The following is a 14284-nucleotide window of genomic DNA, read 5'->3' on the forward strand; positions in this document are numbered from 1 at the left end:
ACCACCAGTACTGCTCCTGCGGTCCGGCCTGGCGGTTGTGGCCGTACTCAAAATACGTGCCGGGCTGGCCTTCGGCTGCCCGTCCGGCCGCCGCCGACCGCAGGTAATCAACTGATCTGCAAGGCATTGATCCGCTTGCCGCGATGGCACGGTCATGCCTTCGCCTGCCGCTGTCAGCGCCATGGGCCGGCCCTGGCCCCTGCATCAGGTTTCAAACTGGTGCAGCCTGGTTTTTCAGTGGCGCGCCTTGCGCCTCCCGGCCAGGTTTCAAGCAGCTGATTTTGCATGGAAAATCTTGACCAATTTGGCTTCTTGTCAAGTGCGTCAAAATGGTGAAAGGCCTCACCATTTTGGTGATTAATGAAATTAATCGTTAAAAAACAATTAGTTGTAGAGGTTATAAGCTCATAAATTATTTTCTTGAACAATCCACAATGAGCATCTAGATTCCATTCTTGTCAGGACTGACAGGATTGAAATTCATCCTCCAGCCACTGGCGCATAACAATTGAAGAACCGGCACAGACCGGTCAGCCTGCGAGGAAGACGGCATGTCCCTGTTGATCCGTGGCGCCACCGTGGTCACCCACGAAGAGAGCTACCCCGCTGATGTCCTGTGTGTCGATGGCCAGATCCGCGCCATTGGCAAAGACCTGCAAGCCCCTACCGACTGCGAGATCCTCGACGGTAGCGGCCAGTACCTGATGCCCGGCGGCATCGACCCGCACACCCACATGCAGTTGCCCTTCATGGGTACAGTGGCCAGCGAGGACTTCTTCAGCGGCACTGCCGCCGGGCTGGCCGGCGGCACCACTTCGATCATCGACTTCGTCATCCCCAACCCGCAGCAGTCGCTGCTGGAGGCCTTTCACACCTGGCGTGGCTGGGCGCAAAAGAGCGCGTCCGATTACGGCTTTCACGTTGCCATCACCTGGTGGAGCGAGCAGGTCGCCGAAGAAATGGGCGAGCTGGTCACCCAACATGGCGTGAACAGCTTCAAGCACTTCATGGCCTACAAGAATGCGATCATGGCGGCCGACGACACCCTGGTCGCCAGCTTCGAGCGTTGCCTGCAACTGGGCGCGGTCCCCACCGTGCACGCCGAGAACGGCGAGCTGGTCTACCACCTGCAGCAAAAACTGCTCGCCCAAGGCCTGACCGGCCCCGAGGCGCACCCGCTGTCGCGCCCTTCGCAAGTCGAAGGCGAGGCTGCCAGCCGCGCCATCCGCATCGCCGAAACCATTGGTACGCCGTTGTACGTGGTACACATCTCCAGCCGTGAAGCGCTGGACGAAATCACCTATGCCCGGGCCAAGGGCCAGCCGGTCTACGGTGAAGTGCTGCCCGGGCACCTGCTGATCGACGACAGCGTCTACCGCGACCCGGACTGGGCCACCGCCGCAGGCTATGTCATGAGCCCACCCTTCCGCCCGCGCGAGCATCAAGAAGCCCTGTGGCGCGGCCTGCAATCGGGCAACCTGCACACCACGGCCACCGACCACTGCTGCTTCTGCGCCGAGCAGAAAGCCATGGGCCGCAACGACTTCAGCCGCATCCCCAACGGCACTGCCGGCATCGAAGACCGCATGGCGGTGTTGTGGGACGCTGGCGTCAACAGTGGGCGGCTGTCGATGCATGAATTCGTCGCGCTGACCTCCACCAACACCGCGAAGATCTTCAACCTGTTTCCGCGCAAGGGCGCCATCCGCGTCGGCGCCGATGCCGACCTGGTGCTGTGGGACCCACAGGGCACGCGCACCATCAGCGCGCAAACCCACCACCAGCGTGTTGACTTCAACATCTTCGAAGGCCGCACCGTGCGCGGTATTCCCAGCCACACCATCAGCCAGGGCCGCGTGGTCTGGGCCGATGGCGACCTGCGTGCCGAACCTGGCGCGGGGCGTTACGTGGAGCGCCCGGCGTATCCCTCGGTGTACGAGGTCCTGGGCCGCCGCGCCGAGCAGCAGCGCCCGATACCCGTCCAGCGCTGAAGCTGTTGGGGCTGCTGCGCAGCCCATCGCCGGCAAGCCAGCTCCTACAGGGGCGGCATCACTCCCAGGGACATCACTGTACCTGTGGGAGCCGGCTTGCCGGCGATTGGGGCGCATGGCGCCCCCCGCCCAAGCCCTAAAAAAAAGAGAGGCTACAACCGTGATCGATGCCCTGAACCACTTGCCGCGCCCCCTGGCCGGCGCCGACCAGCTGGCCGAGCAATTCAGTGACCTCGCGCCACCCCTCACCGCCCGCCAGGCCGCAGTGGAAAGCGCCCGCTGCCTGTATTGCTACGACGCGCCCTGCGTGAACGCATGCCCGAGCGAAATTGACATCCCCTCGTTCATTCACCGTATCAGCGACGAGAACCTGCAAGGTGCCGCCGAGCGCATCCTTTCGGCCAACATCCTGGGCGGCAGCTGCGCCCGCGTGTGCCCTACCGAGATCCTTTGCCAGCAGGCTTGCGTGCGCAACAACGCCCAGGAATGCGCACCGGTACTGATTGGCCAGCTACAGCGCTATGCCCTGGACAATGCCGGTTTCACCGAGCACCCGTTCAAACGCTCGCCAGCCACCGGCAAACGCATCGCCGTGGTCGGCGCAGGCCCCGCCGGGTTGTCCTGCGCACATCGCCTGGCCATGCATGGCCACGAGGTGGTGGTGTTCGAGGCCTGCGACAAGGCCGGCGGCCTGAACGAGTACGGCATCGCCCGCTACAAGCTGGTGGACGACTATGCCCAGCGCGAAGTGGAATTCCTGCTCGGTATCGGCGGCATAGAAATGCGCCACGGCCAACGCCTGGGCGACAACCTGAGCCTGGCAGAGCTGCGTGATCAGTACGACGCGGTATTCCTCGGCCTTGGCCTGAACGCCATACGCCAGCTCGGCCTGCCTGGCGAAGAGGCGCCCGGCATGCTCGCCGCCACCGACTACATCCGTGAGCTACGCCAGGCGGATGATCTTTCGCAACTGCCGTTGGCAGAGCGTTGCCTGGTGATCGGCGCAGGCAACACCGCCATCGACATGGCCGTACAGATGAGCCGCCTGGGTGCCCGCGATGTCAACCTGGTATACCGCCGCGGCTACGCCGACATGGGCGCCACCGGCCACGAGCAGGACATCGCCAAGGCCAACCAGGTGCGTCTGCACACCTGGGCGCGCCCCGACGCCGTGCTGCTGGACGACGACAACCGCGTGCGGGGCATGCGCTTCGCCCGCACCGAACTGGCCGATGGCCGCCTGCGCGACACCGGTGAGACCTTCGAGCTGGCCGCCGATGCCATCTTCAAAGCCATCGGCCAACGCTTCGACGAACAAAGCCTTAACGACCCGCTGGCTGCGCAACTGGCCCGCGACGGCGAGCGCATTCGCGTCGACGAGGGCATGCGCACCAGCCTGCCGGGCGTCTACGCCGGTGGCGACTGTACCGCCCTGGGCCAGGACCTCACCGTCCAGGCCGTGCAACATGGCAAGCTGGCCGCCGAAGCTATCCATGCCCAACTCATGCTCAATGTGGAGGCTGCATAAATGGCCGACTTGTCTATCGTGTTCGCCGGCATCAAGGCGCCCAACCCCTTCTGGCTGGCCTCCGCACCGCCAACCGACAAAGCCTACAACGTGGTCCGCGCCTTCGAAGCCGGCTGGGGCGGCGTGGTCTGGAAGACCCTGGGCGAGGACCCGGCAGCGGTCAACGTGTCGTCGCGCTACTCGGCGCATTACGGCGCCAACCGGCTGGTGCAGGGCATCAACAACATCGAGCTGATCACCGACCGCTCGCTGGAAATCAACCTGCGCGAAATCACCCAGGTGAAGAAGGACTGGCCAGACCGTGCGCTGATCGTCTCGCTGATGGTGCCGTGCATTGAAGAATCATGGAAATTCATCCTGCCGCTGGTGGAAGCCACCGGTGCCGACGGTATCGAACTGAACTTCGGCTGCCCGCATGGCATGCCCGAGCGCGGCATGGGCGCGGCGGTCGGCCAGGTGCCGGAGTATGTGGAAATGGTCACCCGCTGGTGCAAGACGCACTGCGCGTTGCCGGTGATCGTCAAGCTCACGCCCAACATCACCGACATCCGCCAGTCGGCGCGTGCGGCACATCGCGGTGGCGCCGATGCCGTGTCGCTGATCAACACCATCAACTCCATCACCAGCGTCGACCTGGACCGCATGGTCGCCCACCCGATCGTCGGCGATCAGAGCACCCACGGTGGCTACTGCGGCTCGGCGGTCAAACCCATCGCCCTGAACATGGTCGCCGAGATTGCCCGCGACCCGCAAACGCGCGGGCTACCGATCTGTGGCATCGGGGGTATCGGCAACTGGCGTGATGCGGCCGAGTTCATTGCCTTGGGCAGTGGCGCGGTGCAGGTGTGCACTGCGGCGATGCTGCACGGTTTTCGTATTGTCGAAGACATGCAGGACGGTTTGGCGCGCTGGATGGACCAGCATGGGCACCACAACCTTGAAGCATTCTGCGGCCAGGCCGTGGCGCACACCACCGACTGGAAGTACCTGGACATCAACTACAAATCGGTGGCGCACATCGACCAGGATGCCTGCATCGGTTGCGGGCGCTGCCATATCGCCTGTGAGGACACCTCGCACCAGGCCATTGCCAGTACGCTGAAGGCTGACGGGACCCATGCCTACAGCGTGATCGAAGACGAATGTGTGGGCTGCAACCTGTGCCAGATCACCTGCCCGGTGGAAGATTGCATCGAGATGGTGGCGCAGGATACCGGCAAGCCATACCTGAACTGGACGCAGGACCCGCGCAACCCCTACCGCGAAGCGAGCTGACGCCTGGGAATCGCCGGGGCCGCTTTGCGGCCCTTTCGCGACACAAGGCCGCTCCTACACGACCCGCGATGCACTTATCAAGGCTCCAGGCCGATACCGCGCAGGATCACACTCGTCACCGTCTGTACCGCACTCTCGAACGCCAGGTCCGACAGCGGTTCTCCGCCATTGAGCACCGCCACCTGGTAGCCGAAGTCGGCATAGTGCTGGGTCGAAGCCCAGATCATGTACAGCAGCGCCGAAGGCTCCACCGGCAGGATGCGCCCCTCCTCCACCCAGCGGCGAATCTTGTCTACCTTCAGCTTCGCCCAGGGCACCAGGCTGTCATCCAGGCTCACCCCAAGCAGCGGCGCGCCATGCAGCATCTCTTCGGCCCAGATCTTCGAGCCCAGCGGCCGTGAGCGCGAATGGCCCATCTTGGCGCGAATGTAGCTGGTCAGCACCACCCGGGGGTCGTCGAAGTTCTCGAAGCACAGTGCGTCCTGCTTCCACACATCCAGCAGGTCCTGCAGCACTGCGCGGAACAGCTCATCCTTGGTGCTGAAGTAGTAATGCAGGTTGGAGCGCGGCAGCTCGGCCTGTTCGGCGATATCACCCATGGACGTTGCGCCGTAGCCCTTCTCGGCGAACACTTTTTCTGCGGCCACGAGGATCTTCTCGATATTGCGACGGCGAATTTCGATCTTGTGGTTGGCCATCAGAATTGCGATGCCCTGGCTGCCAGCTCATGGCGACGAACGCTCATGCGTATTCCTTGTCGATTGCTCTTGGCACTAGTCTACTCCGGTCATTTCGCTGAATACGAGTAGCCATGCCCTTCAACCACACTGGGCCCGATCCCTTGCCGGGCACTGCGCCCGGTGCAGGTTCAGCGCCGTGTTGATGATGCCGATGTGGCTGAACGCCTGGGGGAAGTTGCCCAGCATGCGCTTGCCTGCCGGGTCGTACTGCTCGGCCAGCAAACCCACGTCATTGCACAGCCCGGTCAGCTTCTCGTACAGCGCCTGCGCCTCGCCCTGGCGCCCCAACAGCACATACACATCGGCCAACCAGAACGAACAGACCAGGAACGTCCCTTCACCCGGCGTCAGGCCGTCACTGCAGCGGTCACTGTCATAGCGCATCAGCAAACCGTTTTTCAGCAGGCGCTGCTCGATCTGTTCGAGCGTGCGCAGAAACCGCTCATCCTGGGCCGGCAGGAACCCGGTGAGGGCGATCTGCAGCAGGCTGGCGTCCATTTCGCTCGAGCCATAGGCCTGGACGAAATGCAGGCCTTTGGCATCGAGCCCCTGCTCACACACCTCGCGGCGGATTTCATCTGCCACCTGCCGGTAATACTGCCCGCGCTCGCTGCCCTCCTCGGTGGTCTCAGCCAACCCTGCCGCGCGGTCGAATGCGACCCAGGCCATGACCTTGGAATGCACGAAGTGCTGCCTGCCACCACGCACCTCCCAGATGCCTTCGTCCGGCTCACGCCAGATGCGCTCCAGGTAGGGCATGATCAGGCGGGAAATCGCCGCACTGCGTGGGTGCCTGGGCAACCCGCCCTTTATCGCCTGGGCCATGGCGTCGGCGACCTCGCCGTAGATGTCCAGCTGCCGCTGTTGAGCGGCAGCGTTGCCCACCCGCACCGGCTGCGAGTGCTCATACCCGGCCAGCCACGGCAGGGTGTATTCCTGCAGGTCTCGCTCCCCTGCCAGGCCGTACATGATCTGCATCTGCTCCGGGTTGCCGGCCACCGAACGCAGCAGCCACTCACGCCAGGCCTGCGCTTCGTCGAAGTAACCCAGGTTCATGAACGCCAGCAGGGTCATGGTGGCATCGCGCAGCCAGCAGAAGCGATAGTCCCAGTTGCGCTCGTGGCCGATGCTTTCGGGCAGCGAGGTGGTGACGGCCGCAACGATGCCACCGGTAGGGGCATACGTCATGGCCTTGAGGGTGAGCAATGAACGGCGCACGCTCGCGCTGTAGGGGCCGACATCCGGGCAGCGGGCAGCAAAGGCCTGCCACTGGCTGACGGTATGCGCCAGGGCATGTTCGATATCGCAGTCGGGCTGTACCGGCAGGTGCGAAGGTTGATGGCGCAGGCTGAACACCTGGCGCTCACCGGCGCACACCCGAAAGCGCGCGACAGTGTGGTGGTCGCGGGCGTGCGAGGCCACCGTGCTGCACAGGATCAGCCGGTCGGGGCCGGCGACGGCGCTCAGGGTCAGGGGGTCGAGCTTTTCCACCCAGGGTACGCTGCGCCCGTAGTCGAAGCGCATCACCAGGTCCATTTCAAAGTTGGTTTCGCCGGCAATGCCATCGACGATGCGCACGACCGAATTGACGTCGTCCAGCGGCATGAAGTCCAGCACACGGGCGCGGCCACTGGCAGTCACCCAGGTGGTTTCCAGCACCAGGGTATCTTGCTGGTAGCGCCGGCTGACATGCTCGATGGAGTCGCTGGGGGCCAGGCGCCAGCGACCGTTTTCTTCATTGCCCAGCAGCGCCGCGAACACGGCGGGGGCATCGAAGCGTGGCAGGCACAGCCAGTCGATGGAACCGTCACGGCTGACCAGGGCGGCGCTGCGGCAGTTGCCGAGCAGCGCATAGTCTTCGATGTGGGCAGGCATTGGATCTCCTTAATGCAACTGTCTGGCCCACACAGTGGGCCGTGCGATCATCCCAACCGGTGCCACTCGCGCTTGTCACGGGCCAGCAACTCATTGCCGGCCGCTGGCCCATCCTCGCCCGCCGGGTACTCATGCACCTCGCCGTCCTGCGCCCAGGCATCCAGAAACGGCTGCACCGCACGCCAGCCGTTCTCGATGTTGTCGGCACGTTGGAACAAGGTCTGGTCGCCGGTCAGGCAGTCGTAGATCAAGGTCTCGTACCCCGTGGCCGGGGTCATCTTGAAGAAGTCCTTGTAGGCGAACCCCAGCTCGACGTTTTCCATCACCAGTTCCGGGCCCGGGCGCTTGGCTTGCAGGTCGAACCACATGCCTTCGTTGGGCTGGATCTGGATCTTCAGGTAGTTGGGCTTGGGCCGCTCCAGCTCCGATTCGCGAAACTGCGCGTAGGGCGCAGGCTTGAAGCAGATGGCAATTTCGGTGTCGCGCACGCTCATGCGTTTGCCGGTACGCAGGTAGAACGGCACGCCGGCCCAGCGCCAGTTGTCGATCATCACCTTCAGGGCCACGTAGGTTTCGGTCTGGCTGTCGGCCGCCACCCTGTCCTCCTGGCGATACCCGGCCAGGCGCTTGCGGCCCTGCTTGCCCGCGGTGTACTGGCCGCGCACGGAGTTCTTCAGGGCCATCTTCGTCGACCAGGGACGGATAGCGCCGATCACCTTGGCTTTTTCGCCGCGCACGGCATCTGCGCCAAAGGCTGCAGGCGGTTCCATGGCAACCATCGCCAGCAACTGGAACAGGTGGTTGGGCACCATGTCGCGCAAGGCACCGGTGTGGTCATAGAACCCACCGCGAGTCTCGACGCCCACCGTTTCGGCGGCCGTGATCTGCACATGGTCGATGTAGTGGTTGTTCCAGAACGACTCGAACAAGCCATTGGAAAAACGGCTGACCAGGATGTTCTGCACCGTCTCCTTGCCCAGATAATGGTCGATGCGGTAAATCTGCCGCTCACTCATCACTTTGAGCAGGCAGGCATTGAGCGCCTCGGCACTGGCCAGGTCGGTGCCGAAGGGCTTTTCCACCACGACCCGGCGATAGCCCCCGCCAGACTCGTCGAGCAAACCGGCATCCCCCAGGCGCTGGGCAACCTCGGGGAAAAAGCGTGGCGAGGTAGCCAGGTAGAAAATGGCGTTGCCATGGCTGGTCTTGTCGATGCGCTTGGCCAGCGCGGTATAGGTGGCCGGGTCCAGGAAGTCGCCGGTCTGGTAGTCCAGGCGCTTGGCCAGGCGCGCCCAAAGTTTTTCGTCCAGGCACTTGGCTGCGCCCTCGCCGCCCTTGTCGCGTTCACGCATGAACGCGTGCAGGCGTTCGGCGAATTCATCGGCAGTGGCGGCATTATGGTCCACACCAACGATGCGCAGGTTGCGGTCGAGCAGGCCGTCCCGGCCCAGGTTGTACAGCGCCGGCATCAGCAGGCGCTTGACCAGGTCACCGTTGGCACCGAACAGGAACAAGGTACAAGGGCCGGCTGCAGGAGTGGTCTGTCGGGTCATTGGCCTTTCTTCTCGACGTGGCCACCGAAGCCCAGGCGCATGGCCGAGAGGACCTTGTCGCCGTAGGTGCCCTGCTGCTGGCGTGAGCGGAACCGGGCGAACAACGCACTGGACAGGACAGGTACCGGCACGGCCTGCTCGACTGCTGCGTCGATCGTCCAGCGGCCTTCGCCACTGTCCGATACCGAGCCGCTGAACTGCGCCAGGTGCGGGTCGGCCACCAGGGCATCGGCGGTGAGGTCGAGCAGCCAGGAGGTGACCACGCTGCCACGGCGCCATACCTCGGCGATTTCGGCGACGTTCAGGTCGAAGCGCTGTTCTTGCGGTAGCTCATCGCCGCCTTTGCTGCGCAGCAGGTCAAAGCCTTCCGCGTAGGCCTGCATCAACCCGTATTCGATGCCGTTGTGCACCATCTTCACGTAGTGCCCGGCGCCGGGCGGGCCTGCATGGATGTAGCCATGTTCGGCGCGGTCGTGCTCACCTTCGCGCCCCTGGGTGCGCGGAATGTCGCCAACGCCCGGGGCCAGCGCCTTGAACAAAGGCTCCAGGCGCTCGAACACGTCCTTCTCACCGCCGATCATCATGCAGTAGCCACGGTCCAGGCCCCACACACCGCCAGAGGTACCGACGTCCAGGTAATGCAGCCCGCGCTTGGCCAGCTCGGCGGCGCGGCGCATGTCGTCCTTGTAGAAGGTGTTGCCACCGTCGATGATCGCATCGCCCGGTTCCAGCAGTTCGGCCAGCTGCGCGATGGTCTGCTCGGTAGGTTCGCCCGCCGGCAGCATTACCCATACCGCCCGCGGCGCCTTGAGCTTCTGCACCAGCGCGCCAAGGTCGTGAGCCCCTTGGGCGCCCTCGCCTTCCAGCCCGACGACTGCATCACGGTTACGGTCGTGCACGACCGTGCGGTGCCCGGCGCGCATCAGCCGCCTTGCAATATTGCCGCCCATGCGGCCCAGCCCGACGATTCCCAGTTGCATGAGCCGATGCTCCCCTTGAAAAATGAATGACAACACAGTCCAGCGTTTCAGATTAGTCCAGCACACCGCCCGAGGGTTCAGCGACGAACGGCGAGACAACGTTAAACAAAAAAGTTCCAATGAGCAGTGAAAGAATTCAGAATGCCCGCCGCGTGAAGCGACTACGCTTTGATTGTCACCAGCCAAAACCGCGAGGTGTTTACATGGGTACCTTGATGCCTGCCACTCCAACCCAGACCCTCTATGTCTCCGTGCGCCGTGATGAGCTGCGTAAATTGAAGGACGAACGCGACCAACTGCGCCAGCAAGTCGCTCAGTTGCACATGCAGCTGGAGCGGGCGCGCTCCGGCGATGAACCTGTAAGCCTCTGATTCATTCTCCCCCTGGTGGGAGCGTTAACGCTCCCACACTGCTGGCCCCCACAGAAAAAAGTTTGAATTGGGAACGATTCGCGTTTATCGTGCGCGCTTTCTCCATTCACCTGGCCCGGGGCGTTGCATGGCAGTGCATGAAACGGATGCGATCATTCCGCTTGAGGTCCTGTACGACACCCAGCGCGGCTGGCTGCACAGCTGGCTGAAGCGTTCGCTGGGCTGCTCGCAACAGGCCGCAGACCTGGCCCAGGACACGTTCGTACGCCTGTTGGTGCGCAACCAGCCGATCAGTACCCAGGCGCCCCGCGCTCTGCTGGTACGCATCGCCCGCGGCCTTGTGGTCGACCATTGGCGGCGCGATGCACTGCAGCGCGCCTACCTGCAAACCTTGGCGCAGTTGCCCGAGGCCTGCTACCCCTCCCCGCACGTGCGCCACGAGGCCATGCAGTGCCTTGAGCGCATCGCGCAATTGCTCGATGGCCTCAAACCCACCGTGCGCGACGCCTTCCTGCTGTACCAGCTGAGCGGCCTGACCCATGCGCAAATAGCCGAACGGCTGGGAGTTTCCAGCCGCACGGTAGAGCGCCACGTGGCCAACGCGCTACTGCACTGCTACCGGCTGTGCTTCGAGTGACCGCCGCGCCAGAGCGGCTGCCTGAAGCCATCGTGCGTACGGCCATCGAGTGGCAGATGCGCTTGCGGGCCAGCCCGGGCAATGTCGAGGTGTTCAGCCAGTTCAATGCCTGGCGGCTGCGTGATACACGGCATGACCTGGCCTGGCAGCGCATGCAGCAGGTCAGCGGGCACTTCCACAACGGGCACCTGCCCGATGCCACTTGCACGGCTGCCGTGCTGCGCCAGGCCGACGTCGACCTGAGCCGCCGCCGCACCCTCAAGCTGCTGGGCCTGGGCCTGACAGCGGGCGGCGCCACGCTGCTGATCGGCACTGCGCCCACCGCGTGGCGCAGTGACTTGACCACCGGTGTCGGCGAACAGCGGCAGTTGCGCCTGAACGGCGACCTTGAGTTGCAATTGAACACTGACAGCGCCGTTGACCTGCATGGCAGGGAAATCCGCCTGCGCAGTGGCGAAATGCTGGTCGATGGCGCCGACTGGCGCGTGCGCTGCCAGCAGGGCGTTTGCCAAGGCCACCAGGCGCGCGCCGTGCTGCGCGAGCGCGATGGTTACAGCGAGTTGCACGTCGAACGCGGTGAAGTGCTGGTGACTGCCGCTGCGGGCTCGCAGCGGGTGCAGGCTGGCAGCGGCCTTGCGCTCTACCCCTCGCGACTGGCGCCTCTGGGCGGCGGCGCCCTGGATCCGTTCGCCTGGAGCCGCGGCCTGCTGATCGTCAACGATATACCCCTGGCCGACTTCCTCGCCGAGGCCGCTCGCTACCGCCGTGGCTGGCTGCGCTGCGACCCGGCAGTGGCCGACCTGCGCCTGTCGGGCGTGTTCCACCTCGACCAGCCGGGGGCACTGCTGGACAACATCGCCCACCTGCTGCCTGTGCGTATCGACCAACGCACACGCTGGTGGGTGCGTATTTCATCCCAGGCATGAAAAAACTGTCGGACTTCACGCGCTCATCCGGTTAGGGATGATCACCTCCTCGAATGGATCGCTTCATGCTGCCTGCCCGACCGCCCCGCTGCTCCCGAACCTTGTCACGTGCCGTGTACCTTGCGTTGGCCCTGCACGCCGGCGGTGCGCTGGCCGCCACAGCGACCGCGCCGAGCATCCCGGCAGGCCCCTTGGGGCAGGCGCTGAGCACCTTCGCTGAACGTGCCGGGATCACCCTGTCCTTCTCGCCGGAGGCCGTGCGCGGCCTGAACAGCCCAGGGCTGGCCGGTGGCGGCCCGCTGGAAGACGGGCTGAACCAACTGCTCAGTGGCAGTGGCCTGCAACTGCACAAGTCCAGCGCCGGCTATGTCGTGCTGCCAGGCCAGGGCGACGCCAGCCTGCAGCTGGAGCCGATCAGCATCGACGCAACCGCCTCGCAAAGCGCCTTCGCGCCCGTCGAGGGCTACTTCGCCAGCAACGCCAGCAGCGCCACCAAGACCGACCGGCCCATCCTGGAAACCGCGCAGAGCATCAGCGTGGTCACCGCCGAGCAGATCGCCGACCGCAAGGTCGACCGCGTCGAGGATGCCGTGGCCTACACTGCCGGTGTACGGGTAGGCGCATCAGGCCTGGACCCACGTTTCGACATGATCAGCATCCGTGGCTTCGAAACCACCATGGGCGCGGACTTTCTCGATGGCCTGCGCCAACCCGGCAGCGGCTGGTTGTCGCTGTACCAGACCGAAGCCTACAACCTGGAACGCATCGAAGTGCTCAAAGGCCCGTCGTCGGTGATGTACGGGCAGATCAGCCCCGGCGGCATGGTCAACCGGGTCAGCAAACGCCCTGGCCTGCAGGCAAAAAACGAAGTGCAGATCCAGTCGGGCAACTACAACCACCAACAAGGGCAATTCGACCTGGGTGGCAAGCTGAACGAGTCCGGCGACCTGCTATACCGCGTTGTGGGTGTGTACCGCGATGCCGAAAACTATATCGAGCAGTTGAACAACGACGTGCGCCTGATCGCACCCTCGCTGACCTGGCAGATCGACCCAGACACCAGCCTGACACTGCTGGCGCAATACCAGGAACGCGAGACAGCCGCCTCACCGATGCTCTACCAGCAGGGCGATCACCTGACCGATTTCTGGCAGGGTGACGAGTACTTCGACAAGCTGCAACAGCGCCAATGGACCTTCGGCTACGAATTCGAGCACACCTTCAACGACACCTTCAGCTTCCAGCAGAACCTGCGTTACGGCCAGGTCGATACCACCAACCAGTACCTGCAACCCTATCAGGAGCGCGAGGGGCACATCCTCGATCGCGATGCCATCGGTGTGTACGAAGACATGTCGAGTGTCTCGGCCGACACGCGCCTGGTCAGCCGCTTTGCAACAGGTACCCTGCACCACACCTTGCTGACCGGCGTGGACTACGGCTGGATCGACACCTCATTGTTGTATGCCAGCGGCCCGGCGCCGTCGATCGACCGCTTCGCGCCCGACTACCACCAACCGGTGGCCAAACCGGGTACGCCGCTGGCGGACGAAGATGGCCTGGAGCAACGCACCGGCCTGTACCTGCAGGACCAGATCGACCTCGACCGCTGGCGGCTTTCGGCCGGCTTGCGCCGCGACTTCGTGCACGTGCGGCGCAGCGACAACCTCAGCGGCATCAACCGCAAGACCAGTGACTCAGCCACCACTGGCTCGGTCGGCGCGCTCTACCTGTTCGACAACGGCCTGGCACCCTACGCCAGCTACGCCACCTCGTTCCAGCCACAGAGTGGCAGCGGTGCCTACAAACCCACCGAAGGCGAACAATACGAAGTGGGCTTGAAGTACCAGCCACCAGGCAGCGCAACGATGCTCACCGCCTCGCTGTACCACCTGACCCAGAAGAACGTGCTGACCCGCGACCTGGCCAACCCGATCAACAGTATCGCCACTGGCGAGCAGGTCTCCAAGGGCTTGGAACTGGAAGCCGTTTCCGACCTCAGCGACCGGCTGAAGATGACCGCCAGCTACAGCTTCAACGACCCCGAAGTGACTGAAAGCAACGATGGCAATGAAGGCAAGCAGCCACTGGACGTTCCCCGCCATCTTGCTTCTGTCTGGCTCGACTACCGCCTGCCGATGGGCGTAGGCGTCTCTGGCGGTGCCCGCTACACCGGCAGCAACTACGGCGATGCACAGAACACCGTGAAGAACGAAGGCTACACACTGGTCGATGCTGGCGTGCACTACGACTTCGGCGGCGGCCTGGACGGCGTTCGCCTGGCGCTCAATGCGCGCAACCTGTTCGACAAACGCTATATCAACTGCCAGCAGGGCTACTGCTACCGGGGTGAAGCGCGCAGCGTGGTCACCAGTCTGAGTTATCGCTGGTAAAGGGGGGGGATGAAC

At 64.0% G+C, this 14284-nt stretch carries 11 protein-coding genes; 7 read left to right on the plus strand and 4 right to left on the minus strand.

Annotated elements, in window-relative coordinates; translation table 11 throughout:
- Positions 1 to 551: 551 nt before the first annotated feature.
- The 3 genes from hydA to preA all read left to right on the plus strand — a co-directional run bounded on the left by hydA (position 552) and on the right by preA (position 4794).
- On the plus strand, positions 552 to 1991 hold the full coding sequence (gene hydA, locus IWW33_RS02345; RefSeq protein WP_046787272.1) for a dihydropyrimidinase: 1440 nt from the start codon (positions 552 to 554) through the stop codon (positions 1989 to 1991).
- A 160-nt stretch (positions 1992 to 2151) separates the two neighbouring features.
- On the plus strand, positions 2152 to 3519 hold the full coding sequence (locus IWW33_RS02350) for an NAD(P)-dependent oxidoreductase (protein WP_174141638.1): 1368 nt from the start codon (positions 2152 to 2154) through the stop codon (positions 3517 to 3519).
- Positions 3520 to 4794: an NAD-dependent dihydropyrimidine dehydrogenase subunit PreA gene (gene preA, locus IWW33_RS02355; protein WP_174141637.1), complete on the plus strand. Its 1275-nt coding sequence runs from the start codon at positions 3520 to 3522 to the stop codon at positions 4792 to 4794.
- A 77-nt stretch (positions 4795 to 4871) separates the two neighbouring features.
- Here preA and IWW33_RS02360 read toward each other — a convergent pair whose 3' ends face one another.
- The 4 genes from IWW33_RS02360 to gnd all read right to left on the minus strand — a co-directional run bounded on the left by IWW33_RS02360 (position 4872) and on the right by gnd (position 9978).
- Positions 4872 to 5492, minus strand: a complete 621-nt coding sequence (locus tag IWW33_RS02360) for a TetR/AcrR family transcriptional regulator (protein WP_012313733.1) — start codon at positions 5490 to 5492, stop codon at positions 4872 to 4874.
- Positions 5493 to 5612: 120 nt separating this feature from the next.
- Positions 5613 to 7409 carry a glycoside hydrolase family 15 protein gene (locus IWW33_RS02365; protein ID WP_119688637.1) on the minus strand — a complete coding sequence of 599 codons (1797 nt, stop codon included), beginning with the start codon at positions 7407 to 7409 and terminating at the stop codon, positions 5613 to 5615.
- Positions 7410 to 7456: 47 nt separating this feature from the next.
- Positions 7457 to 8962 carry a glucose-6-phosphate dehydrogenase gene (gene zwf / locus IWW33_RS02370; RefSeq protein WP_115275321.1) on the minus strand — a complete coding sequence of 502 codons (1506 nt, stop codon included), beginning with the start codon at positions 8960 to 8962 and terminating at the stop codon, positions 7457 to 7459.
- On the minus strand, positions 8959 to 9978 hold the full coding sequence (gene gnd, locus IWW33_RS02375; RefSeq protein ID WP_323613676.1) for a phosphogluconate dehydrogenase (NAD(+)-dependent, decarboxylating): 1020 nt from the start codon (positions 9976 to 9978) through the stop codon (positions 8959 to 8961). The genes zwf and gnd overlap by 4 nt, the downstream gene beginning before the upstream one ends.
- A gap of 167 nt (positions 9979 to 10145) precedes the next feature.
- Here gnd and IWW33_RS02380 point away from each other — a divergent pair, with 167 nt between their 5' ends.
- The 4 genes from IWW33_RS02380 (at position 10146) to IWW33_RS02395 (ending at position 14269) form a co-directional block, all read left to right on the plus strand.
- Positions 10146 to 10313 (plus strand): DUF6026 family protein, encoded by a 168-nt coding sequence (locus IWW33_RS02380; protein WP_168216561.1) that lies wholly within the window; start codon positions 10146 to 10148, stop codon positions 10311 to 10313.
- 127 nt (positions 10314 to 10440) lie between these two features.
- A complete protein-coding gene (locus tag IWW33_RS02385) occupies positions 10441 to 10950 on the plus strand; it encodes a sigma-70 family RNA polymerase sigma factor (protein WP_174141636.1) in 510 nt (169 codons plus the stop codon).
- A complete protein-coding gene (locus tag IWW33_RS02390; RefSeq protein WP_119688635.1) occupies positions 10947 to 11876 on the plus strand; it encodes a DUF4880 domain-containing protein in 930 nt (309 codons plus the stop codon). Before IWW33_RS02385 ends, IWW33_RS02390 begins: the two co-directional genes overlap by 4 nt.
- 65 nt (positions 11877 to 11941) lie before the next feature.
- Positions 11942 to 14269, plus strand: coding sequence for a TonB-dependent siderophore receptor (locus IWW33_RS02395; RefSeq protein WP_231386140.1), 2328 nt, complete (start codon positions 11942 to 11944; stop codon positions 14267 to 14269).
- Positions 14270 to 14284 lie beyond the last annotated feature (15 nt).

Source organism: Pseudomonas sp. M2 (genome assembly GCF_015751845.1).
GTDB lineage: Bacteria > Pseudomonadota > Gammaproteobacteria > Pseudomonadales > Pseudomonadaceae > Aquipseudomonas > Aquipseudomonas putida_E.

What these genes read in the sequence shown, in the direction of transcription:
- hydA (WP_046787272.1), top strand. Translation starts at nt 552, where the DNA reads ATGTCCCTGTTGATCCGTGGCGCCACCGTGGTCACCCACGAAGAGAGC.
- preA (WP_174141637.1), top strand. Translation starts at nt 3,520, where the DNA reads ATGGCCGACTTGTCTATCGTGTTCGCCGGCATCAAGGCGCCCAACCCC.
- IWW33_RS02360 (WP_012313733.1), bottom strand. Translation starts at nt 5,492, where the DNA reads ATGGCCAACCACAAGATCGAAATTCGCCGTCGCAATATCGAGAAGATC.
- IWW33_RS02365 (WP_119688637.1), bottom strand. Translation starts at nt 7,409, where the DNA reads ATGCCTGCCCACATCGAAGACTATGCGCTGCTCGGCAACTGCCGCAGC.
- zwf (WP_115275321.1), bottom strand. Translation starts at nt 8,962, where the DNA reads ATGACCCGACAGACCACTCCTGCAGCCGGCCCTTGTACCTTGTTCCTG.
- IWW33_RS02380 (WP_168216561.1), top strand. Translation starts at nt 10,146, where the DNA reads ATGGGTACCTTGATGCCTGCCACTCCAACCCAGACCCTCTATGTCTCC.
- IWW33_RS02385 (WP_174141636.1), top strand. Translation starts at nt 10,441, where the DNA reads ATGGCAGTGCATGAAACGGATGCGATCATTCCGCTTGAGGTCCTGTAC.
- IWW33_RS02395 (WP_231386140.1), top strand. Translation starts at nt 11,942, where the DNA reads ATGCTGCCTGCCCGACCGCCCCGCTGCTCCCGAACCTTGTCACGTGCC.